Raw genomic sequence first — 20,774 nt, 5'->3', positions numbered from 1 at the left:
GGTGCTCTCAAACAAAAATCGAAAACAACCCCATGCACAGTAGCCGGGGACAGCAAAATCAACGACTTGAAGCGTGACGAGATTGCGATGAAGCGTCATCGCGCTTTCGCTTGTTGTCTGGCGGAGTGCCCCCTTCGGAAAGTCATTGCGCGCCTTTCCGGTTTTACGAATCGGTTGACCCGTCGGGCAAAACAGGCGCATGATGGCATCATCGGCGCTGCGGGATCGGCGAGCCCCGCGCTACTCTGTATCGATATCTTCGAGCTTCACACCGCGTCCCGCACGCAGGCTGTTCCGCGCCTGTTCGACGCGCTGCAGGAAACGGGGATCGTGCTCCAAACGGTACTCGAACCAGTCGTCCTCCGATTCGAACCCAATCAGCACGCCAGCCGGCTTGCCATGACGCGTGATGACGATCTCCTGCGTTTCCGCTTCACGGAGATAGCGGGACAGATCATCCTTGATCGCTGAGAGCGGGACTTCTTTCACTCCGGACTTCCGAATTGTGCGAGCCATGACTCGGCCTCCGATTTGGCAACGATCGCCAGAATTTCGACGGTCGCGCCGGAAACATCGTAGAATACCTGGACGTCGTCCACACGGTTGACTTCGGTATCGTCATGTAACATACAAAGTTACATGAAACGAGACAGCCGCCTGTCGGGCGTGCTCCACGTGCTCCTGCACATGGCGCAGCAGCCCGGGCCCTTCACATCCGAGACTCTGGCGAAAGCCATGGACACCAATCCGGTGGTGATCCGCCGCATCATGGCGGGGCTGCGGGACCTCGGCTATGTCCGCTCCGAGAAGGGGCATGGCGGCGGCTGGTCGCTGGCTTGCGATCTTTCGAGAGTGACACTGCGCGACGTCTACGCCGCGCTCGGCAGTCCCTCGCTTCTCGCGATGGGCAATCGGACGGAGGCGCCCGGCTGCCTTGTCGAGCAGGCCGTCAATGCCGCGCTCGATCAGGCTTTTGGCGATGCCGAGACGCTGCTGCTGTCGCGCTTTGGCGAGGTGACGCTGGCGATGCTGAGCGACGATCTGCGCAAGCGCCTCGGGTCGCGGAAGCATCAGGGCATGAGCGCGCATCCGTGATCAATCCAACAGGGCCACATCGTGACCGACATTCAAACCGCGTTCTCCGATCCGAAGATGGTGGCGAACTATACGGAAGGACCGCCGCGGTTCGTTCCCGGCTACAATTCCATGCTGTCCATGGCGGCGATCCTTCTGGCCGAGCGCGCAGCCGAAGATGCCAGAGTGCTCGTTCTCGGCGCCGGCGGCGGCCTGGAATTGAAGGCATTTGCGCAGGCGCAGCCGCGCTGGACGTTTGACGGCGTGGACCCCTCCGCAGCGATGCTCGACCTCGCCGGGCAGACGCTGGGCCCGCTGGCGTCGCGCGCGCATCTGCATCAAGGCTATATCGACGATGCGCCGGAGGGGCCGTTCGACGGGGCCACCTGCCTGTTGACCCTGCACTTCGTGAGCGCCGAAGAACGGCGGCGAACAGCCTTCGAAATCCGCCGCCGCCTCAAGCCGGGCGCGCCGTTCGTGGCGGCCCATTTCAGTATCCCTGGCGGCGGCGACGAGCAGCCGCTTTGGTTCTCGCGTTATTCCGCGTTCCTGGCCGCATCCGGTGTCGAGCCAGACAAGGCGGCCGCCGCCCGCACCGCGATCAGGCAATTGAGCATTCTGCCGCCGGAGCAGGATGAGGCGATCCTGCGCGACGCTGGCTTCTCCGCCCCAACTCTGTTCTACACCGGCTTCACCTTCCGCGGCTGGGTCGCGTACGCGTGATACGACCCTGCCGCGCCAACACTGATAGACTGCCCGCATGAAAAAGATCGGATTCCTCTCCTTCGGACACTGGACACCCTCGCCGCAATCGCAGACTCGCTCGGCGGCGGATACGCTGCTGCAATCGATCGAGCTTGCGGTCGCGGCGGAACAGCTTGGCGCCGACGGCGCCTATTTCCGCGTGCATCATTTCGCGCGGCAGCTCGCTTCGCCCTTCCCGCTGCTTGCCGCGGTCGGCGCCAAGACGAGCAGGATCGAGATCGGCACGGCCGTGATCGACATGCGTTACGAGAACCCGCTCTACATGGTGGAGGACGCGGGCTCCGCCGATCTCATCGCCGGCGGACGGCTGCAGCTCGGCATCAGCCGCGGCTCGCCCGAGCAGGTGATCGATGGCTGGCGCTACTTCGGTTATCGCCCGGCCGAGGGCCAGAGCGATGCCGACATGGGCCGGCGCCACGCGGAAGTCTTTCTCGACCTGTTGCGCGGTGAAGGCTTTGCCGAGCCCAATCCGCAGCCGATGTTTCCGAACCCGCCGGGCCTCCTGCGCCTCGAGCCGCATGCGCAAGGCCTGCGCGAGCGGATCTGGTGGGGCGCCGGCTCGAACGCGACCGCTGTCTGGGCGGCCAAGCTCGGCATGAACTTGCAGAGCTCGACGCTGAAGAACGACGAGACCGGCGAGGCGTTTAACGTGCAGCAGGCCGCGCAGATCCGCGCCTATCGTGCGGCATGGAAAGAAGCCGGCCACATCCGCGATCCCCGCGTCTCCGTGAGCCGCAGCATCTTCGCGCTGATCGACGATCGCGACCGCGCCTATTTCGGCGGGGAGCGCGGCGGCGAAGACCAGATCGGCTTCATCGACCCGCGCACCCGCGCGATCTTCGGCCGAAGCTATGCGGCCGAGCCCGATGTGCTGATCGAGCAGCTCGGGCAGGACGAGGCGATCGCGGAGGCCGACACGCTGCTGCTGACGATTCCGAACCAGCTCGGGGTCGACTACTGCGCGCATGCGATCGAGGCGATCCTGACACACGTCGCGCCGGCGCTGGGGTGGCGGTGAGGCACTCCACCGGCTCACGTCAGGCCAGCTCCTGCTGGTCCTGATCTTCTCCAGCCACGCCCCCAAGCCGGGATGTCTCGTATGCCGGGCTTCCAGGCCTGCCAGTTCCTGCTGAAAGGCCGCCAGCGCAGCCCGTCACTTGCGCGGTGCCAGCTGCAGCTCCATCAAGGCGATCCTCTGGAGGTCAGCAACGTTACGTTCGCCCGCACCGGCCGTGCGCAGGATGGATTCGGCGAGCGCGTTGACATGCGAGGAATGCACAGGCTCCGGCAAGGTTGCGACCGCAGCTTGCAGGGCGGCGCTCATGAGCTCGATCACCTCAGGGGAAAATTCCGTGTTGGAAAGGTTCTTCATGTCGCGCGCCGCCCGCCTATGCGAGCCGCCGGCCCAACGCCGGGAAAAACTGGAAGTTCCTGCGATGGGCCCGTCGCCACGACTTGCCCCTGTTGACACGACCACCCCTGATGCAATTCTCCTGTCCGCGCGACAATCCAGCCGGACCCTTGAATTGCATGACGACCCTGGAAGCTGCATTGCGTGGAGGAGCGGTCGTCATCCTTCTTCTTCGCGCGACGGTCGCCGCTCGGAGCGCGCGGCGCGATGCCGTGAGCCGCTATGCCGCGCCGCTGGCAGCGGGGATTGCGGCCTATATCGTCGAATCGGCCCCCGGCTTCGGTACGCTGGATCTGCGCCTGCGCATTCCGGTCGCAATCGTCAGCGCCGGCGTGCCGGCCGCGTTCTGGATCGCCATGGGCGCGATGTTCACCGACGAGTTTCGGCCGCGCTGGTACCATGCGCTTGGCTGGCTGGCGCTGGTGGGGCTCGCCTTGATGGACCAGTTCAAGCACCCGATGGAAGTCGACGTGGTACGCACCGGCCTGTCGGTGGCCTTCCTGCTGCTCGGCGCCTGGCATGCCTTGTCGGGGCGCGCGATCGACCTAGTGGAAGGGCGGCGGCGGCTTCGCATCTGGTACGCCGCTGTTACCGTGCTCTATGCGCTGGTCGCGATCGCATCGGACTGGCTCTGGCCCGGCGGCCTCTCGGCAGCGCCGGTCAGCCTCGCCAATGCCGCCACTTTGACGATAGTGATCTTCCTGTTCGCCGTGCTGGGCTCGATCATTGCGGCCGAGACACAGCTGGCGCCTGCGGCGCTCCGGGCAACGCCATCGCCGCTTCCATCGGATTCGCGGCCGGCGGCACCGGCAACCGGGCCGGAAGCGGCGCAACTCGCCGCGCTTCAACATGTGCTCGACCACGACAAGGTCTTCCGCGAGCCGGACCTGAGCATCGCGTCCTTGTCGCAAAAGCTCGACATTCCGGAGTACCGGCTGCGCCATCTGATCAACCGCCAGCTCGGCCACCGCAATTTCAACGCCTTCGTCAACGGCTACCGGCTGGCTGAGGCCGAAGCCGCACTGAGCGATCCGGCGCAAGCCGGCGTCCCGATCCTGACCATCGCGCTCGATGCCGGCTTCGGCTCGATCGGTCCCTTCAATCGCGCCTTCAAGGTCCGGACCGGGCTGACGCCCTCGGAGTACCGGCGGACGCGTCTTGCCGGCGCGGAAGGGGCCGTCCAATCGCGTGTGGCCGTGGGACCAGATGCGGCCGTCGGACCGCATGCGGCCGAGACCTGACCGATTCCTGATCCCGAGCGACCGTTTGCAGGAATCGGCAATCCGCCGTCAGGAATCGGCGCGCCGCGGCATCTTCGCCATGCAAGCTGTCCTCCGGGCAGGCCGCGCGCCTGCGATACGGAGATTGCCATGACGCTGCTGCTCCAGGTGCTGAAATTCGCCCTTCCCGCCCTGATCGTGATCGCGACGCTGGAAGGCCTGGTCCTGGCCCTGGTGATGCGACGCGAGTACGACTGGCGCGCCTATTTGGCCTCGCTCGCGGACGCGCTCGGCCGGGAATATTTCGTCTACGCCATCGTGCCGCTCAGCCTGGCGCAGCCGCTGGTCGAGCTGGCCTGGAAGCATCGGCTGTTCACCGTGCCGCTGAACGGTCCGCTGGCCGTGGCCGTGCTCGTGATTGCCCAGGATTTCAGCTATTACTGGTTCCATCGTTGCAGCCACCGCGTGCGCTGGTTCTGGGCGACGCACGCCATCCACCATTCCTCGAACGAGTTCAACCTCGCGGCGTCCTACCGCTTCGGCTGGACCGGGCGGCTGACCGGCACCGCGATCTTCTTCGTGCCGATGATCTGGCTCGGCTTCGCCCCAGGCCCGGTGTTCACCGCCGCCGCCGTCAATCTGCTCTACCAGTTCTGGCTGCACGCGGAGTGGATTCCGAAGCTCGGCTGGCTGGAATATGTGCTCAACACGCCCTCGCATCATCGCGTGCACCACGCCTGCAACGCGGAATATCTCGACCGCAATTACGGCGGCATCTTCATCGTGTTCGACCGGATGTTCGGCACCTTCGTCGCAGAGCGCGACGATCTGCCGTGCCGTTACGGCCTCGTCACGCCGCTGCGCTCCAACAATCCGATCGTGATCGCGTTTCACGAATGGACGGCTCTGGCGCGCGATCTCTGGCGCTCGACCTCCTGGCGTGACCGGCTCGCCTGCCTGATCGGTCCGCCGCGCGGCGAACCGCCGGTGCCTGTCGTCACACCTGATGCAAACACCTGCCGGTTTCGAAGGCCCGCCTCTCCTGCCTGACATCGCGCGCCGCGACTCATGACGGTTGGCGCCGGCGCGAAACGATGCTTGCACGACCTGAAGTCGCAATTGACTTCAGCCACCACCCCAGCCAATGATGCCCGGGGACCATTGGAATTCGGGGCGAGAATGCGTTGGCGGATGGGGATCGTGGTCGTGGCCACCTTGCTTGCAGGGTGCGCATCGGGGCCGATGGGCAGCACGGCCCTGACTGACGGCGTCAAGTCAAATACGGCACGCCTGGTGGTCTACCGCACATCGGCCCTGGGATTTGCGATCCAGCCCAGCTATGCCGTCGACGGACGCGTGATTGGCGGCAGTCAGGCCGCCGGATTCGTGGCCTGCGATCTGCCCCCGGGCCGTCACGAGGTCGCCGTCAACAATCTGCCGTTGAGCAGCAATCTGTTCGGGCAGGGCAGCGAGAAGGTGAGCCTCGATCTGCGCGCCGGCAGCACCACCTATCTCTCCGCCCAACCACAGATGGGAATCGTGACGCCCGGCGCGATCACGCTGGTCCAGGTCACCGAAAACCAGGGCCGCGCCGACGTCGCCAGCCTGCATCAGAGCAACGGCGCGTGCGGGAAGGCGTGATCTGCATTTTGCCGTGATCAAAGCGCGAAGGAGTCGCCTCTCCTGCAATGATCGGGACGACACGATCCCCGCTCCCGGCCCGGAATGCCAGGCTTATTGCACCTCGATGTTCGCGTCCTTGACCAGCTTGCGCCAGCGCTCTTCCTCCTGCCGGACATAGCGATCGAGCTCTTCCGGAGCGCTTCCAACCATGATGAGACCTTCGTTTGCCTCCAGCTGCTTGAAAGCACCGGACCGAACGGCCTTTGCGACCGCCTGATTCAGGCGTGCGATCACCGGAGCGGGGGTCTTGGCCGGAGCGTACAATCCGTACCAGGACTCCGCGGCGTAGCCGGGCACCCCGGCCTCCGCGACGGTCGGCAATTGCGGAAACGCCGCCGAACGTTCGGCGGACGTGACGGCCAGCGCCCGGAGCTGCCCCGCGGCCACCAGCGAGGCCGCGCTTGCCACCGTGGTGAACATCACGTCGATCTGCCCGCCCAGGAGATCGCTGATGGCGGGCGCTGCGCCCTTGTAGGGCACCGCGGTCATCTTGACCTTCGCCATCGCATTAAACAGCTCGCCGGCGAGATGGGCGGAGGTGCCGGTGCCGAACGTACCGAAATTGAGCTTGCCCGGATTGGCCCTGGCCTCGGTGATCAGATCGGAGATCGAGTTGATTTTGGATGCCGGGTTGACGACCACGATATTGAAGGACCGCGCGATCAGCGAGACCGCCGCGAAATCCTTGTGCGGGTCGAACGGCAGCTTGTTGTACAGGCTCGGATTCACCGCGTGCGCGAAGGTCGCCATCAGCAGCGAATAGCCGTCGGGCTCGCTGGTGGCGACAGTCTGGGTGCCGATGATGGTCCCGGCGCCCGGCTTGTTCTCGATGATGACGGACTTGCCGAGGTCCGCCTGGATTTCCTGCGCCGTCGTTCGCGCGATGATGTCGGTGCCGCCGCCGGCCGCGAAGGGCACCACGATCTTGATGATCTTTTCGGGATATTCGGCGCGCGCCGGCACCGGTCCGAGCCCCGCGACCACCGGCAGGACGGCACAGGCGAGGACGGCGATATCCAGCCAGCGCCGCACGGCGCAACGCTTCCCGCGATCGACGTCGTGATTGATGATTTCGCCAATGGCCATATCGACCTCCATCCGATTCTGTTCAGGCATTGAGAACAACCAATCCGTCGGCCGCCTTCACGCCCTGGCCCGCCGGCAGCACGAAAACCGGATTGATCTCGGCTTCAGTGAGGCGGTCGCCGAGTTGCGCAACCATGCCCGAGAAGGCGACGATCGCCTCAGCGAGCGCTTCGACATCACATTTCGGGCGGCCCCGAAAGCCGTCCAGCAACGGCCATGCGATGAGCTCGCGCGTCATCGCGCGAGCCTCAGGCATGCTGAGGCCGCCTTGCGGCGGAAGCAGACGCATCGTCGTGTCCTTGAACAGTTCGGCGGTGACGCCGCCCATTCCGAGCAGGATCGCGGTGCCCAGGGGATCGCGATGCATTCCGAGAATGATTTCGACCCCGCCCGACACCATTTCTTGAAGCAGGAACCGTTCGGGCCGCGTCCCGGTCCTCGCTTCGACCTCGTCCGCCATCACCGTCAGGCGATTACCGATCGCATCGATGGTGAGGCCAACGGCGACGCCGCCGATGTCGCTCTTGTGCGCAATCTCGCGCGAGAGGATCTTGAGCACAGCACGGCCGCCGAAATCCCGCGCCGCCTGTTCCGCTTCGCCTGAGGTTGCGACCACCTTCTCTGCGACGACGGGAATACCGAAGCGGGCGAACAGGGCTTTCGCCTCCGCCTCATCCAACGATCCCGCCGGGACGTCGCTCATGTCGATTGTCCCGATCGCGCCTGACGTCTGGACCTGCACCGGCATGTCGGCCTGCAAGAGCCCGTCGAGCGCGGCAGCACAGCTTTCGGCCGACGTGTAGGCCGGGACGCCGCGCCGGGTGAGGACGGAGACCACGTCGGGAGCGTAGGGACTCACATAGGCAATGACGGGCTTGTCGCTGAGCGGCAGACAATCGTGGATGGCATCGGCCATCAGGGCTGGCGATCCCACGGCTGAGGAGCCGGCAATGATCGCCAGCGCATCGTAGGAGGAACTGGCGAGCAAGATGCGGATGGCGGCGCGCAGCAGATCCGGCTGCAGACCGGCCAGCGTCACGTCGATCGGATTGCGGTCGAGCGCGGCATGCGATCCCGATTGCAAGGCGCGCAATTGCGCGGCCGTTTCCGCATCCGGTGCGGGCGTTGCAAAGCTTGCGACGCCCAGACTGTCTGATACGATCGTGCCGGCGCCGCCGGTGGAGGTGAGGATCGCCACGCGCCTGCCGCGGAGCTTCCGTCCGGCCGCAAGCAATGCAGGAATATCGAGCAGGTCTTCGAATGTTTTCGCCCGGATCACGCCGAGTTGCCTGAACAGGGCGTCGTACATGCGATCGGAGCCCGCCAGCGCCCCGGTGTGCGAGACCGCCGCCTTGGCACCCGCCTCCGATCGTCCGATCTTGAAGGCAACGACAGGCTTACCGGCGCGGCGCGCCTTCAGCACCGCCTCGCGAAAGCGGGCCGGATTGCGGATCGCCTCGATATAGAGCGCAATGACCCTGGTTGCACTGTCGTCGGCAAGAAAGCCGATGAAGTCGGCGAGCTCGAGATCGGCTTCGTTGCTGGTCGACACCAGCTTGGACAGGCCGATGCCGCGCGCCGCGGCGCGCGACAGCAAAGCGCCCAAAATGCCTCCGCTTTGCGAGACGAGGCCGATGGGGCCCGCTGGAAAGTGATCCATCGCCAGCGCGCCGGACGCCGAAAGCACGATGTTGTCGGTCAGATTGACGAGGCCGATCGTGTTCGGCCCGAGCAGGCGCATGGATCCGGCGGCTTCCATGAGCTGCTTCTGGCGCTCGGCGCCGTCCGCCCCGGTCTCGGTGAAGCCGCTGGCGAGAACGATCGCCGCGGCGGCCCCGCGCCTGGACAAGTCGCGCACTGCGATGTGCGCGCGCTCCGCACCTAGCAGGACGATGCCGACATCAGGCACATCAGGCAGCGAAGCGACATCGGGGTAGCAGGCCAGGCCGCCGATCTCTGCGACCTTCGGATTGACGGGATAGATGTTGCCCGCAAAGCCATGCTTCTGGAGATAGGCGACCGGTCGCCCCGACGTCTTGCCCGGGTCCGCCGAGGCACCGATGATTGCGACGCTGCGTGGCCGGATCAGGCGCTGGATCGCATCCATCGCTCAATCCTTCGACGAGGATTGCGCAAGGAACGCCGTCACGGCCTCGCGATGCTCGGCGCTGGTGTAGCAGATGGCCTGCGCCTGGCTGCCCAGACTGAAAATGTCATGCGCGGAGTGCTCGAACGTCTCGTTCAGGATCTTCTTGCCCAGCGCCAGCGCGGTGGGAGATCCCTGAGCCAGCTCGGCCGCCCAGGCCTGCGCCGCCGGCAGCAATTCTGCCGAGGCCACCTTGCGATCGACGATGCCGAGCGCGAGCGCTTCATCGGCCTCGACCATGCGGCCGGTGAAGATCAGCTCTTTTGCCCCGGCAAGCCCGACCCGGCGCGGCAGGAAATACAGGCCTCCGCCATCGGGGATCAGACCGCGCTGGATGTAGGACCAGGTGAATTTCGATCGTTCCGTTCCCATCACGAAATCGCAGGCGAGCGCAGTGTCCGCACCGAGCCCCGCCGCGGCGCCATTGACGGCGGCGATGGTCGGCTTCGGCAGGCCGAGCAGGAACGACTGTACGTGGTGCACGCCCTGCTGACGGCTCCAGCCGTTGAAGGCCACCTCGCCCTGCGGCGCCTCGAGACGGCGCTTCATTCCGCTGATGTCACCGCCGGCACAGAAGGCGTTGCCGCGCCCCGTCAGCACCAGAGCCTTGACCGCTTTCTCGCGGGCGACGGTTTCGAGCGCAGTGACGAACTCGGCGCGCATCTCGTCGCTCATGGCGTTGCGTCGTTCCGGCCGGTTGAATGCGATCGTCGCGACACCGGCTTCGACGGAAAGTTCGATCAGCTGATAGGACATGGCAAAGCCCGTGGTTGCAGTCGCGCGGCGAGGCATTCGTCTTGTTTCGAGCGTATCGCGGCTTGCACCATCCGGAATATCCCCCTATTCCACTTAGTGGAAATGGTTTTGCCGGGGAATTGCTTGGGAGGCCGGATGTGGCGCAGGTGCGCAGATATGCGGGCGGGGTTGACGGCAACCGGTCGCTCGAAAGGGGCATCGAAATTCTTCGGGCGTTCCGGCCCGGGGTCGATACGCTGGGCAACGGCGAGATCGCGGAGCGATGCGGCTTGCCGCGATCGACGGTCAGCCGGCTGACCCGAACGCTGGTCAATTCCGGCATGCTCGACCAGGTCCGCACGGAGCGGACCTACCGCCTCGCCGCGTCCGTCATCAGCATCGGCCACGCCATGCGGACGGGATCGCCCGTGCTCAACGCGATCGGAGCGATGATGCGGGTGGAATCGGCGAAGCGCCGGCTGAACGTCGGGCTCGCGACCGCGGATCGGACCATGATGGTCTATCTGGAGTCGATCCGCTTTAGCCCGCGCGCGGCGCTGCGCAACGTGGTCGCCGGCCAGCAGGTCCCGATGGACCTGACGTCGCTGGGCCGTGCCTATCTGGCCGGCATCGCCGAGACCGAGCGCAGACGATTGCTGAAACAGTTCAAGCGGCGCAGCGCCGCGGCCACCAGGGCGCTGCTGGCGGACGTCGCGCGATCGATAGGCTCGGTCGAGCGCAACGGCTATTGCGCCGTGTCGTGGCAGCCTGGCGTTCTTGCCGTCGCGACGCCGATCCTGCTCGACGGGCTTCCGGTCTACGCGCTCAACATGAGCCTGCAAAATGTGGATCGGTCCGAGGCGCTGGCAAGCGAGATCGGCTCGTACCTCAACGCCTTTGCGGCCAAGTGCAAGGAGGCGCTGGCGGGCCGTTGAAGCGGATCGGCGGCGCCCGGTCGCCAACACCGGTTGAATTCACGCGGCTATGGCAGCCGCCCGTGTGTGCGTTCCGCATGAGAGACAAGAAGCTGCTCATCCGAAGTTTTTGAACCTGGATGTCGGTCAGGCCGGGACTTGTCTCAGTACTTGTCTCAGTACTTGGCGACGACCGGCCCTCCCCAGTTGAAGCGGTAGACCAGCGAGGTCGAGATGGTCTGGACCCAAGGTTTGAAGGTAACGGCTTCGCCCGTTATGCCGCCCAGACCAAGAAACGTCGTGGCCAAGGTCGCGCGGTTGTAGAAAGCCGCGCGATATTCGGTCTTCATGAACCAGCCCGGCGCCGAGATTCCGAAAATGTTGAGGCTGTTCTCCGCGCCGCCCCCGATGAACCAGCCGTTACGATGAAAGGAAGAGGTCGTGTCGAACGCCGGCAAGGCGGGGCTTGACATCGTCATGCCTGACCATTCCGAACCGGAGTAGCCGCCATTGACGTAGGATAAGACGTTCGGCGCGACGAGATAACCCAATCTCACGCCTGCTGCGTAGCTGGTGCGGAGCTTTTCGACACCATCGACGTCACCCACGAACGTCGGATCGCTCAGCGAACCACGAATGCTGCCGAATTGGCCATCGGCAAAAATGCCGGCCAGCCAGGTTCTGTTGAACTGCCAGTCATAGCCCGCGCCGACCGTTCCGAACCAACCCTCGCCACCGAAGCGCTGATCAAGCGTCAGAACAGTACCCGCGGGCCCAAAGGCGCCGAGGCTTCCGCCTGTGCTCACAGCGTTGCTGTCGGCATTCCACAGGCCCCCGCCGGCGCCGCCGAAGAGGTAGAAGCCGGTCCAGTTCGCCGCCGCCTCGCGGATGACAGGCGCCTTGGTGTAGGTGCGCGCCGGAAGATCGGCGGCGACAACGGATCCGCTTGTGTTGAAGCGGTACACCAGTGAAGTCGAGACGGTCTGCACGATGGGCTTGAACGTCGCCGACAAGCCATCTGGTCCGCCAACGGGGGTGAATGCTTCCGGCAACGCAATGCGGTCGTAGTAAGCCGCGCGGTACTCGGTCTTCATGAACCAACCCGGCGCTGTGATGCCGAAGATGTTGAGGTTGTTCTCGACGCCGCCGCCGACGAAAAAGCCGTCGCGATGGAACGACGGGGTGGCGAGAAAATCCCGGGTGCCCGCGGGAAACAGGCTCGAGAAGCTGGCCCCCGACCAATCGGAGCCGGAATAACCGGCATTGACGTACGACAGAACATTTGGCGCCACCAGATAACCCAGCCTGACACCGGCGGCGTAGCTGGTCCTGAGCGTTTCAGGTCCCGCTGCAGAAATGAAGGGTTCTGTAATCGAGCCGCGGATACTTCCGAATTGTCCGTCAGCAAAGATGCCGGCCACCCAACTCCTGTTGAACTGCCAGTCGTAACCGGCGCCGACCGTGCCGAAATAGCCGCTGCCGCCGAACCGCTGTTTGTGGCTGACGGCGGGCCCGCCTGTGTTGAGGACCTCATAGCTATCCGCGGCCCACAATCCGCCGCCCGCACCACCGAAAACATAAAAGCCGGTCCAGTTGGCGACCGGCTCAGGCATCACGGGCGCCCTGACGGTGGTTCGTGCTGGAAGGTCGGCCGCGAGAGCCGATCCAGTGAGTACCGCGACCGCTGTCGAAGCCAGCACCAACTTCTTCATATGTCACCCCCTCGGCCGGAGCGGTTGAAGTCCGGCCCGCAATTGGAAAACGCGCGTTCGTCTATGCTCCGCCCGGCCTGCTGGCCTGATCATGGTCGCAGGAACCCTCGGCACATCAGCTCTGTGCCGATTTCTGCGCCATGACATCAGGGGCAACCTAGGCTTGAGCCGCACATGGCGTTTGCACAGAGACGAACTGGAATGGGACGATCGGCGTTTTCGGCGCGATTCTGTCGGTATGTTGCCACGTCGACACATGGCCGCAGCACGCCACGTTGCTCGACGCTACGAACATCATACAAGCCAGAAGCCACAAATCGCCCATGGACAAGCAGCCTCAGAACATCATGGAAGGCGGCTCCCCGAACGAGGCAAAAACCAATGCGACGACACCTAGCAGCAGGCTGATGCCGCAGAAAATGACAGTGCCGGACGGGGAATCATCGTTGGCCGAAGGAGTTTCGGCATGCGCAATTGTGTGGACGAGTTCGAAGAGGGTCATTGTCTCGCTCTCTGCAATCCAATCGACGGGCTCAGGTAGCCGAGCGGCAAGGCTGGTGATGGCAAATCGTCGGCACCAATCCGGCCGTAGGCGAATGCTTGCAATCTAGCCCTTGCGCGACGCTCGCCGTTAGTCCTGCGCCGAAGTCGAATTGAACGCTCCGCTTGGTCGGCGGGATCTTGATGGAGTTCCACCCGGTCATGAGATGAGGGCAGAGCAGGTCCATGGACTGATGCGCACTGGTCTTGCCCGGAAGCGAACAAGCGCGCCGTGCCGATTTATTTGCTTTCAAATGCGACGCCAAATGCGATGTTGACGTGCAGAGTCGGAAGCGCGTGTCCGCCGAGGTCTTGGGGCCATCCCGTCACAACGGATGAGGTCACTTTTGAACAAGATTGCTTTTTCCACCGACGACCTGCCGGCCCAATTCGACGACCGGGCACGCCTGTCGGAATGGCGCGATTTTCTCCACGGCGTATTTGGCGGGATGGAGCTTTCCTGCCTGCCCGACCGCGCATTTTCGCAATACCTCGAGGCCACGCAATTCGGCAGCGCCTTGCTGGTCCGGCTTGCAGGAACGACCGATCGCTTCTCCACGTCGTCGAGCGTTGCCCGAGCCATGCGTCCGGACTTTTTTCTCTGCTTCCGCTCCGATCCGGGCCCGGCATCGTTCTCGCAGCGCGGGCGCGAGGTGAGCTTCGATTCGCCAACCGCCGTGCTTGGCAGTTGCAACGATCCGGTCGATTTGCGTACCCGCGATCGCAACGGATTTTTGCAATTGGCGATTCCCCAGCCACGTCTGGAAGATCATGTCGCCGGTCTGGAAGACCTCGTCGCCAAGCCGCTTGATTCCCGGACTCCAGCGATGCGGCATTTGGGCCGCTATCTGACGCTTCTGGTCGAATCGGGTGGACCGGGCGATGACCCCGATCTGACCGCGCACATCGAAACGACGCTGCTCGACCTCATGACGCTCGCGCTGGGAGCCGGCCGGGATGCCAGCGAAATCGCGCATATGCGCGGCCTGCGTGCCGCTCGCCTTCAGGACATCCTTGCGAGTATTCGGGCCGGCTTCGCCAACCCCGACTTCTCCCCGGACGAGATCGCGTCCAGGCTCGGCGTCACGCCGCGCTATGTTCAAACCTTGCTGCAGGAGGCCGGATCCACCTTCACCGAGCGCGTGCTGGAACTGCGGCTGCAGCGCGCCCGCGACATGCTGTCTGATTCTCGCAGCGACCGAATGAAGATCGGCGAAATCGCCGAAGCATGCGGTTTCAGTGAAATCTCCTATTTCAATCGCCGCTTTCGCCGACGTTTCGGTTTGACGCCAACGGCCGCGCGCGGGCGACCGGATGCCTTGTGAATCGCTCCCTTCCGGCAATCGCATTGGCGCTTCAAACATGCGTCGAGTTACGACGGCGACGAACCTGCATGGAGAGCGGGAGAGAGTCGCTGGGTCCGGACCACAGCGGGGTCTGGCGAAGAAATGGCGCGCCCGGAACGATTCGAACGTCCGACCCTCAGATTCGTAGTCTGATGCTCTATCCAGCTGAGCTACGGGCGCGTGTTTCGCGAACAGTGCGGGCCTTGGCCCGCAGGCAGCCTCCGGACAGCGCCGGAGGGGTGCGAAAGAGCGCTTTGACTAACCGCTCTTATCGCTGTTGGCAAGGTCCGGGATGGGGAGATTTTGCAGGAAGATGACGGTTTTCGGCGTCATTCCGGGGCGATGCGCAGCATCGAACCCGGAATCCCGCGCCAAACCTCGGGATTCCGCACTTCTCGCTTCGCGAGTCCCGGAATGACGGGAGACGCTCGGCCGCTGGCCGAGCTACGCCCGCTGCCGCTCGTTGCGGATCGAAAGCAGTTCCACGGGGCGGTCGGGGATAACGATGCGGAAGGTGGCGCCGATGGTGCCTTCGACCAGATGGATGTCGCCGCCATGGGCGCGCACCAGCTCCGCGGCGATGGCAAGGCCGAGCCCACTGCCGCCGGGGCGGCCGGAGGTCTGGAACGCCTCGAACAGGTGCTCCCTTGTCTTCTGCGGCACGCCGGGGCCGGTGTCGGAGACCTCGATGATGGCGACGGCGCCTTCGCGCTTTCCGGTGATCCGGATCTGCTGCACGCCGCCGTCGCCCGAGGCATGGCTTTCCAGCGCCTGCGCGGCGTTGCGGACGAGGTTGAGCAGCACGCGGAACAGCTGGTCGGGATCGGCATCGACCGCGAGCCCACGCTCGATCGCGGCGACCCAGGCGATCGAGGCGTCGTTGGCAAGGCCCGCCGTCTCGCGCACCTCCATCACCACGGGCTCGATCAGGATCATGCGGCGGTCGGGCGCGGCCTCCTGGGCGCGGCCATAAGAGAGTGTCGACTGGCAGAACGCGATGGCCCGCTCGAGCGAGCGCACCAGTTTTGGCGCAAAGCGCTGCACCCGCGGGTCCGGCACACTGGCGAGCTGATCGGACAAGAGCTGCGCCGAGGCCAGCAAATTGCGCAAATCGTGGTTGATCTTGGACACGGCGAGGCCAAGGGCGGCGAGCCGGCTCTTCTGATGCAGCATCGACATCAGATCGCGCTGCATGTCCGACAGTTCGCGCTCGGCGACGCCAATTTCGTCGCTGCGCTGGCTGGGCACGATGATCCCGGCCGAGCTCTCGGGGTTTTCATGGAAGCCGACCAAGCTCGCGGTCAGCCGCCGCATCGGACGCACGAACAAATAATGGAGCGCGAGATAGACCAGGCCGGCGGTCAGCACGCCGATGACCAGCGCCACCACCACGACATTGCGGGAGAAACGGTACATCGATTGCCGCAGCGGCAATTCGTCGGTCACGATCTCGACGAACTGGGCATTGCCGACGCCGGGGCCGACGATGCGGATCGGCTGGTTGCCGGTCTCCAGCATCATCTGGAACGAGCCGGTGATCGCCTCCCACACCGTCATGTCGCGTAGATCGACGTCATGGTCGATCGCAGTAGGCAGATTGTCGCTGGCGAGCAGCCGGCGCTGCTGGCCCATCTTGATGGCGACGGCGCGGGCATTGATGCTCTTCAGGATCTCGCGCGACAGCGAATCGGGCACCATGCCGAGCGGCGCGGCATCGAGCACCAGCGCCGCCGTGTTCGCCGCCGCGACGCGATCGTTCAGCCGGTTGACCCAGAAGTTCGCAATCGCGGGCACGTAGAGCAGGATCGCCGCAATCATCACCAGCGGCACGGTCAGCAGCAGCAGCTTGCCCGACAGTCCGAGCCCGCCTGCTCCACGCGGCCGCGCCGCCGGCGGATCCGGCTGATCCACATCCTGGATCGGCTGGCGGTCTGTCGTTGCCACGAAATTCGTCCTCGCTGCCTTGTCCGTAAACGACTTGCCCAGTGAGCGACTTGCCCAGTAAGCGACTTGCCCGGTGAACGATCTGGCTGAGGAAGGATGCGGTCCGCCCCCGGCCCGGTCAAATTACAGATCGCTAATCTGCCAAGGTGGGATGTAATCACGGGCGCCGCGAGTCGCTACCTCATGGGTTAAAAAGCCCGCACGAACAGCGATATTGGCCGGAACAGCGCGCTCTTGCGGCGTTGACGAAAACAAGACGCTCGCTTATAAGCCGCGCAAATTGTCCGCGATGACCCGGTGTGACGCCGGGAGCGGCTCTCTTGGGGCCGAAAAGGGCCCGTTTTGGGCCGCATCTTCCGGACTTTACCATCAATTCTACAGGCAAATTGCCCGGTCAGCGGAGAAAAACCCGTGAAGCGGACTTATCAACCCAGCAAACTGGTGCGCAAGCGCCGTCACGGTTTCCGTGCCCGTCTCGCCACTGCCGGCGGCCGCAAGGTCCTCGCCGCCCGCCGCGCCCGCGGCCGCAAGCGTCTGAGCGCCTGAGCCGGACCCCCATTTTTGGGATTTCATCATGGATCGGCTGAGGCAGCGGGCGGATTTCCTCGCCGTTGCCAATGGCGCGCGGGTGAATAGTCCCGCGTTCGTCCTGCAAAGCCGCCGCCGCGACGATTTCGGCCCTGTCAGAATCGGCTTCACCGTCACCAAAAAGAACGGCAACGCCCCCGAGCGCAATCGCATCCGGCGCCGGCTTCGCGAACTCGTGAAGCGGCTCGATCCGGTGTCGATGCAGCCCCATCATGATTATGTGCTGGTCGGCCGAAGGGACGCGCTCTCGCGCGACTTCACGACCATGCTCGACGATCTGCGCATAGCGTTTACCAAGCCCGCGCGGCATACGGCCAAGGCGCGCGGCCAGAGGCCAGGTCACGCCGCAGCGACCAGCCGCAAACCGGATTGATGACGAGACAATAGTGATGACCGACAATCGCAATACCATCCTCGCCGTCATTCTGTCGGGCCTCGTCCTGATCGCCTGGCAATATTTCTACAACGTGCCGCAGATGGAGAAGCAGCGCGCCCTGCAGCAGACGCAGGCCGAGCTCCAGAAGGGCACGCCGCAGCCGACGGCCTCCGCAACGCCCGGCACCACGCCGCAGGCCGGTGGCCCCGCGCAGCCGTCGACACCGGGCGCGAGCCAGCAGGCCCAGCCGGTCGTTGCGCGCAGCGCCGCGATCGAAGCCAGCCCGCGCGTGAAGATCGACACGCCGCGGCTTTCCGGCAGCGTCTCGCTGAAAGGCGGCCGCATCGACGATCTGGCGCTGGTGCAGTACCGCGAAACGGTCGACCCGACATCGCCGCCGATCATCCTCTATTCGCCCTCGGGCACGGCAGAACCCTATTACGCCGAGTTCGGCTGGGTGGCCGCCACGGGCGTGACGGCAAAGGTGCCTGATTCCCAGACCGTCTGGCAGCAGGACGGCAGCGGCAGCCTGACGCCGACGACGCCGGTGGTGCTGAAATGGGACAATGGCGCGGGCCTGACCTTCCGCCGCACGATTTCGGTCGACGACCATTATCTCTTCAGCATCAAGGACGAGGTGAGCAATGTCGGCAATTCGCCTGTCACGCTCTATCCGTTCGCGCTGATCTCGCGCCACGGCACGCCGCACGTCTCGGGCTACTACATCCTGCATGAGGGCCTGATCGGCTATCTCGGCGAGCACGGCCTGCAGGAATATGCCTACAAGAAGATCGACGAAGCCAAGAAGGTCGACTTCAAGGCCACCAATGGCTGGCTCGGCATCACCGACAAGTACTGGGCTTCGGCGCTGCTGCCCGACACCAATGCCCAGCTCCAGGCGAGCTTTTCATCGACCCTCGCCAACAACATCCACGGCTATCAGACCGACTATCTGCTCGATCCCGTCACTGTCGCGATCGGCGGCACCGCCACCGCGAATGCGCGGCTGTTTGCGGGCGCCAAGGAGGCCGGCGTCGTCGGCGTGTTCCCGTTCGCCGGCCTCGGCGGCTACAACAAGGAGCTCGGCCTCAACCATTTCGATCTGTTGATCGACTGGGGCTGGTTCTACTTCATCACCAAGCCGATGTTCCTCGGGCTCGACTTCTTCTACCGCTTCTTCGGCAATTTCGGCATCTCGATCCTGCTCGTGACCGTGATCGTGAAGCTGCTGTTCTTCCCCTTGGCGAACAAGTCCTACGCCTCGATGGCGAAGATGAAGTCGATCCAGCCGCAGCTTCAGGCGCTGAAGGAGCGCTACCCCGATGACAAGGTGAAGCAGCAGCAGGAGATGATGGAGATCTACCGCAAGGAGAAGATCAATCCCGTCGCCGGCTGTCTGCCCGTGGTGATCCAGATCCCGGTGTTCTTCTCGCTCTACAAGGTGTTGTTCGTCACCATCGAGATGCGGCACGCACACTTCTTCGGCTGGATCAAGGACCTCTCCGCGCCGGATCCGACCAACCTCTTCACCCTGTTCGGATTGATCCCCTACGATCCGACCACGATCCCGGTGTTCGGCCATTACCTCGCGCTCGGCATCTGGCCGATCATCATGGGCATCACGATGTGGTTCCAGATGAAGCTGAACCCGACGCCGCCCGATCCGACGCAGCAGATCATCTTCAACTGGATGCCGCTGATCTTCACCTTCATGCTGGCGGGCTTCCCGGCGGGCCTCGTGATCTATTGGGCCTGGAACAACACGCTCTCGGTGCTCCAGCAGAGCTTCATCATGCGCCGCAACGGCGTGAAGGTGGAGCTGTTCGACAATCTCAAGGCGACGTTTGCACGGAAGGCGACGTAGCTTCGCACGAGCGCGCGCGGTCATGCGGGCGCAAATGCCTCCACATCGTCATGCCCGGGCCGGTCCCGGGCATCCACGTTTTGGAGGGTTGCAACTTAGCCAAGACGTGGATGGCCGGGACAAGCCCGGCCATGACGAGAGGATAGAACCTTCGCATGACCGACAATAAAGATGCGAAGCTGATCGAGGCCGGGCGAAAGCTGTTCGCCCGCGACTGGCAGTTCATCTGGGCCTCGCCCTCGATCGCGACGCTGCCGCCGATGGCGGGGCTGGAGATCGCCTTTGCCGGCCGCTCCAATGTCGGCAAGTCGAGCCTGATCAACGCGCTGACCGGCCGCAACGCGCTGGCGCGCACCTCGCATACGCCGGGCCGCACCCAGGAGCTGATCTTCTTCGAGGTCCCCGGGAAGAGCGACCTGCGCCTCGTCGACATGCCCGGCTACGGCTACGCCAAGGCACCGAAGAGCCAGGTCGCGTCCTGGACCGAGCTGATCCACAAATTCCTGCTGGGCCGCGCCTCGCTCGCGCGCGTCTACGTGCTGATCGACGCGCGCCACGGGCTCAAGGATGTCGATCTGGAAGTGCTCGGGACGCTCGACCGCTCCGCGGTCAGCTACCAGATCGTGCTGACCAAGGCCGACCAGGTGAAGCCTGCCGAGCTGCAATCGCGCATCGCCGAGACCGAGGCGGCGCTGGCGAAGCATCCGGCCGCGTTCCCGAACGTGCTCGCGACCTCCTCGCGCAGCGCGACCGGCATGGCCGAGTTGCGGGCCGCGATGGCGAAGCTGTTGGAAGAGCGGGCGCCGTGATGGTGGCGCTTCGCCTGCTGATCGGGCTCGCCGGCCTAATGGGCGCCGCCGGCGTTGCGCTGGCCGCCGCCTCCGCCCATGGGGCGGATGCAAGCCGGCTCGCCTCCGCCAGCGCCATGCTGCTGTTTCATGCGACTGCCATCCTTGCAGCGGTCGCGCTGCTCGCGCGCGGCCTCCTGCACGGCGGAATTGGCCTCATCGCCGCGTTCGGCTTCGCGCTCGGCGCCGCGCTGTTCGCGGGCGACCTGACCTTGCGCCAATATGCGGGGCACGCGCTGTTTCCGATGGCGGCACCGACGGGTGGAACGGTGATGATTGCGAGCTGGCTGGTGGTGACGCTGGCGGCGGTGGTGGCGCGGACGTGACGCTCTTTCTTACCCTCCCCTGGTGGGGGAGGGTCGGCTCATATTGAGCGTAGCGAAATGTGAGCCGGGGTGGGGTGAAGGTCTTTCCCCATCCAACGGTGTTCGTGTGGAGAGATCACCCCACCCCGCTCGCGCTTCGCGCGATCGACCACGGGCGAGCTACGCTCGTCCCGGACCCCTCCAGGGGAGGGTAAGA

The 20,774-nt window shown here is 64.7% G+C and carries 21 protein-coding genes and 1 tRNA gene; 13 read left to right on the top strand and 9 right to left on the bottom strand.

Annotated elements, in window-relative coordinates:
* Positions 1 to 240 precede the first annotated feature (240 nt).
* Positions 241 to 516, bottom strand: a complete 276-nt coding sequence (locus tag JJB99_RS04520) for a type II toxin-antitoxin system Phd/YefM family antitoxin (RefSeq protein WP_200497592.1) — start codon at positions 514 to 516, stop codon at positions 241 to 243.
* A gap of 123 nt (positions 517 to 639) precedes the next feature.
* Between JJB99_RS04520 and JJB99_RS04515 the strand changes: the two genes are divergently transcribed.
* Genes JJB99_RS04515 through JJB99_RS04505 form a run of 3 tightly spaced genes read left to right on the top strand, consistent with a single transcriptional unit; the run spans position 640 to position 2,857 of the window.
* A complete protein-coding gene (locus tag JJB99_RS04515) occupies positions 640 to 1,095 on the top strand; it encodes an Rrf2 family transcriptional regulator (protein WP_200497591.1) in 456 nt (151 codons plus the stop codon).
* Between the two features lie 57 nt (positions 1,096 to 1,152).
* Complete coding sequence (locus JJB99_RS04510; protein WP_200500046.1) at positions 1,153 to 1,797, top strand: class I SAM-dependent methyltransferase; 645 nt, start codon at positions 1,153 to 1,155, stop codon at positions 1,795 to 1,797.
* 37 nt (positions 1,798 to 1,834) lie between these two features.
* A complete protein-coding gene (locus JJB99_RS04505) occupies positions 1,835 to 2,857 on the top strand; it encodes an LLM class flavin-dependent oxidoreductase (protein WP_200497590.1) in 1,023 nt (340 codons plus the stop codon).
* A 135-nt stretch (positions 2,858 to 2,992) separates the two neighbouring features.
* Here the strand turns inward: JJB99_RS04505 and JJB99_RS04500 are convergent, their stop codons facing one another.
* Positions 2,993 to 3,211: a hypothetical protein gene (locus JJB99_RS04500; RefSeq protein WP_200497589.1), complete on the bottom strand. Its 219-nt coding sequence runs from the start codon at positions 3,209 to 3,211 to the stop codon at positions 2,993 to 2,995.
* Positions 3,212 to 3,369: 158 nt separating this feature from the next.
* On the opposite strand from JJB99_RS04500, the gene JJB99_RS04495 reads away from it, so the two are divergent.
* The 3 genes from JJB99_RS04495 to JJB99_RS04485 all read left to right on the top strand — a co-directional run bounded on the left by JJB99_RS04495 (position 3,370) and on the right by JJB99_RS04485 (position 6,111).
* Positions 3,370 to 4,491, top strand: a complete 1,122-nt coding sequence (locus JJB99_RS04495; RefSeq protein WP_200497588.1) for an AraC family transcriptional regulator — start codon at positions 3,370 to 3,372, stop codon at positions 4,489 to 4,491.
* Positions 4,492 to 4,620: 129 nt separating this feature from the next.
* Positions 4,621 to 5,520 (top strand): sterol desaturase family protein, encoded by a 900-nt coding sequence (locus JJB99_RS04490; protein WP_200497587.1) that lies wholly within the window; start codon positions 4,621 to 4,623, stop codon positions 5,518 to 5,520.
* A 48-nt stretch (positions 5,521 to 5,568) separates the two neighbouring features.
* Positions 5,569 to 6,111: a DUF2846 domain-containing protein gene (locus JJB99_RS04485; RefSeq protein ID WP_246775142.1), complete on the top strand. Its 543-nt coding sequence runs from the start codon at positions 5,569 to 5,571 to the stop codon at positions 6,109 to 6,111.
* 93 nt (positions 6,112 to 6,204) lie between these two features.
* Here JJB99_RS04485 and JJB99_RS04480 read toward each other — a convergent pair whose 3' ends face one another.
* Genes JJB99_RS04480 through JJB99_RS04470 form a run of 3 tightly spaced genes read right to left on the bottom strand, consistent with a single transcriptional unit; the run spans position 6,205 to position 10,141 of the window.
* Positions 6,205 to 7,239, bottom strand: a complete 1,035-nt coding sequence (locus tag JJB99_RS04480) for a tripartite tricarboxylate transporter substrate binding protein (protein WP_200497586.1) — start codon at positions 7,237 to 7,239, stop codon at positions 6,205 to 6,207.
* A gap of 22 nt (positions 7,240 to 7,261) precedes the next feature.
* Positions 7,262 to 9,346, bottom strand: a complete 2,085-nt coding sequence (locus JJB99_RS04475; RefSeq protein ID WP_200497585.1) for an acetate--CoA ligase family protein — start codon at positions 9,344 to 9,346, stop codon at positions 7,262 to 7,264.
* A gap of 3 nt (positions 9,347 to 9,349) precedes the next feature.
* Complete coding sequence (locus JJB99_RS04470; protein ID WP_200497584.1) at positions 9,350 to 10,141, bottom strand: enoyl-CoA hydratase/isomerase family protein; 792 nt, start codon at positions 10,139 to 10,141, stop codon at positions 9,350 to 9,352.
* A 137-nt stretch (positions 10,142 to 10,278) separates the two neighbouring features.
* Here JJB99_RS04470 and JJB99_RS04465 point away from each other — a divergent pair, with 137 nt between their 5' ends.
* A complete protein-coding gene (locus JJB99_RS04465; RefSeq protein ID WP_200497583.1) occupies positions 10,279 to 11,055 on the top strand; it encodes an IclR family transcriptional regulator in 777 nt (258 codons plus the stop codon).
* A 155-nt stretch (positions 11,056 to 11,210) separates the two neighbouring features.
* Here JJB99_RS04465 and JJB99_RS04460 read toward each other — a convergent pair whose 3' ends face one another.
* Both JJB99_RS04460 and JJB99_RS04455 read right to left on the bottom strand, forming a co-directional pair.
* Positions 11,211 to 12,746: an outer membrane protein gene (locus JJB99_RS04460; protein ID WP_200497582.1), complete on the bottom strand. Its 1,536-nt coding sequence runs from the start codon at positions 12,744 to 12,746 to the stop codon at positions 11,211 to 11,213.
* 337 nt (positions 12,747 to 13,083) lie between these two features.
* Positions 13,084 to 13,248 (bottom strand): hypothetical protein, encoded by a 165-nt coding sequence (locus tag JJB99_RS04455; protein WP_200497581.1) that lies wholly within the window; start codon positions 13,246 to 13,248, stop codon positions 13,084 to 13,086.
* 385 nt (positions 13,249 to 13,633) lie between these two features.
* Here JJB99_RS04455 and JJB99_RS04450 point away from each other — a divergent pair, with 385 nt between their 5' ends.
* A complete protein-coding gene (locus JJB99_RS04450) occupies positions 13,634 to 14,611 on the top strand; it encodes an AraC family transcriptional regulator (protein WP_200497580.1) in 978 nt (325 codons plus the stop codon).
* A 124-nt stretch (positions 14,612 to 14,735) separates the two neighbouring features.
* Here JJB99_RS04450 and JJB99_RS04445 read toward each other — a convergent pair.
* Both JJB99_RS04445 and JJB99_RS04440 read right to left on the bottom strand, forming a co-directional pair.
* Positions 14,736 to 14,812: transfer RNA gene (locus JJB99_RS04445), tRNA-Arg, on the bottom strand.
* 264 nt (positions 14,813 to 15,076) lie between these two features.
* Positions 15,077 to 16,576 carry a sensor histidine kinase gene (locus JJB99_RS04440; RefSeq protein WP_200497579.1) on the bottom strand — a complete coding sequence of 500 codons (1,500 nt, stop codon included), beginning with the start codon at positions 16,574 to 16,576 and terminating at the stop codon, positions 15,077 to 15,079.
* Positions 16,577 to 16,987: 411 nt separating this feature from the next.
* Here JJB99_RS04440 and rpmH point away from each other — a divergent pair, with 411 nt between their 5' ends.
* The 5 genes from rpmH (at position 16,988) to JJB99_RS04415 (ending at position 20,578) form a co-directional block, all read left to right on the top strand.
* Positions 16,988 to 17,122 (top strand): 50S ribosomal protein L34, encoded by a 135-nt coding sequence (rpmH, locus tag JJB99_RS04435; protein ID WP_008542748.1) that lies wholly within the window; start codon positions 16,988 to 16,990, stop codon positions 17,120 to 17,122.
* 28 nt (positions 17,123 to 17,150) lie between these two features.
* Positions 17,151 to 17,537, top strand: coding sequence for a ribonuclease P protein component (rnpA, locus tag JJB99_RS04430; protein ID WP_200497578.1), 387 nt, complete (start codon positions 17,151 to 17,153; stop codon positions 17,535 to 17,537).
* Between the two features lie 16 nt (positions 17,538 to 17,553).
* Positions 17,554 to 19,404 carry a membrane protein insertase YidC gene (gene yidC, locus JJB99_RS04425; protein ID WP_200497577.1) on the top strand — a complete coding sequence of 617 codons (1,851 nt, stop codon included), beginning with the start codon at positions 17,554 to 17,556 and terminating at the stop codon, positions 19,402 to 19,404.
* Positions 19,405 to 19,559: 155 nt separating this feature from the next.
* Complete coding sequence (gene yihA, locus JJB99_RS04420; RefSeq protein WP_200497576.1) at positions 19,560 to 20,213, top strand: ribosome biogenesis GTP-binding protein YihA/YsxC; 654 nt, start codon at positions 19,560 to 19,562, stop codon at positions 20,211 to 20,213.
* A complete protein-coding gene (locus tag JJB99_RS04415; protein ID WP_200500044.1) occupies positions 20,213 to 20,578 on the top strand; it encodes a DUF423 domain-containing protein in 366 nt (121 codons plus the stop codon). Before yihA ends, JJB99_RS04415 begins: the two co-directional genes overlap by 1 nt.
* Positions 20,579 to 20,774: the final 196 nt, after the last annotated feature.

The organism is Bradyrhizobium diazoefficiens, assembly GCF_016616235.1.
Lineage (GTDB): Bacteria > Pseudomonadota > Alphaproteobacteria > Rhizobiales > Xanthobacteraceae > Bradyrhizobium > Bradyrhizobium diazoefficiens_H.
Note: the sequence above shows the minus strand (reverse complement) of the source record. Positions and strands in the feature narration are given on the sequence as shown.

Excerpts from the sequence above, each read along its gene's own strand:
- JJB99_RS04520 (WP_200497592.1), bottom strand. The coding sequence starts at position 516 with ATGGCTCGCACAATTCGGAAGTCCGGAGTGAAAGAAGTCCCGCTCTCA.
- JJB99_RS04515 (WP_200497591.1), top strand. The coding sequence starts at position 640 with ATGAAACGAGACAGCCGCCTGTCGGGCGTGCTCCACGTGCTCCTGCAC.
- JJB99_RS04510 (WP_200500046.1), top strand. The coding sequence starts at position 1,153 with ATGGTGGCGAACTATACGGAAGGACCGCCGCGGTTCGTTCCCGGCTAC.
- JJB99_RS04505 (WP_200497590.1), top strand. The coding sequence starts at position 1,835 with ATGAAAAAGATCGGATTCCTCTCCTTCGGACACTGGACACCCTCGCCG.
- JJB99_RS04500 (WP_200497589.1), bottom strand. The coding sequence starts at position 3,211 with ATGAAGAACCTTTCCAACACGGAATTTTCCCCTGAGGTGATCGAGCTC.
- JJB99_RS04495 (WP_200497588.1), top strand. The coding sequence starts at position 3,370 with ATGACGACCCTGGAAGCTGCATTGCGTGGAGGAGCGGTCGTCATCCTT.
- JJB99_RS04490 (WP_200497587.1), top strand. The coding sequence starts at position 4,621 with ATGACGCTGCTGCTCCAGGTGCTGAAATTCGCCCTTCCCGCCCTGATC.
- JJB99_RS04480 (WP_200497586.1), bottom strand. The coding sequence starts at position 7,239 with ATGGCCATTGGCGAAATCATCAATCACGACGTCGATCGCGGGAAGCGT.
- JJB99_RS04475 (WP_200497585.1), bottom strand. The coding sequence starts at position 9,346 with ATGGATGCGATCCAGCGCCTGATCCGGCCACGCAGCGTCGCAATCATC.
- JJB99_RS04470 (WP_200497584.1), bottom strand. The coding sequence starts at position 10,141 with ATGTCCTATCAGCTGATCGAACTTTCCGTCGAAGCCGGTGTCGCGACG.
- JJB99_RS04460 (WP_200497582.1), bottom strand. The coding sequence starts at position 12,746 with ATGAAGAAGTTGGTGCTGGCTTCGACAGCGGTCGCGGTACTCACTGGA.
- JJB99_RS04455 (WP_200497581.1), bottom strand. The coding sequence starts at position 13,248 with ATGACCCTCTTCGAACTCGTCCACACAATTGCGCATGCCGAAACTCCT.
- rnpA (WP_200497578.1), top strand. The coding sequence starts at position 17,151 with ATGGATCGGCTGAGGCAGCGGGCGGATTTCCTCGCCGTTGCCAATGGC.
- yidC (WP_200497577.1), top strand. The coding sequence starts at position 17,554 with ATGACCGACAATCGCAATACCATCCTCGCCGTCATTCTGTCGGGCCTC.
- yihA (WP_200497576.1), top strand. The coding sequence starts at position 19,560 with ATGACCGACAATAAAGATGCGAAGCTGATCGAGGCCGGGCGAAAGCTG.
- JJB99_RS04415 (WP_200500044.1), top strand. The coding sequence starts at position 20,213 with ATGGTGGCGCTTCGCCTGCTGATCGGGCTCGCCGGCCTAATGGGCGCC.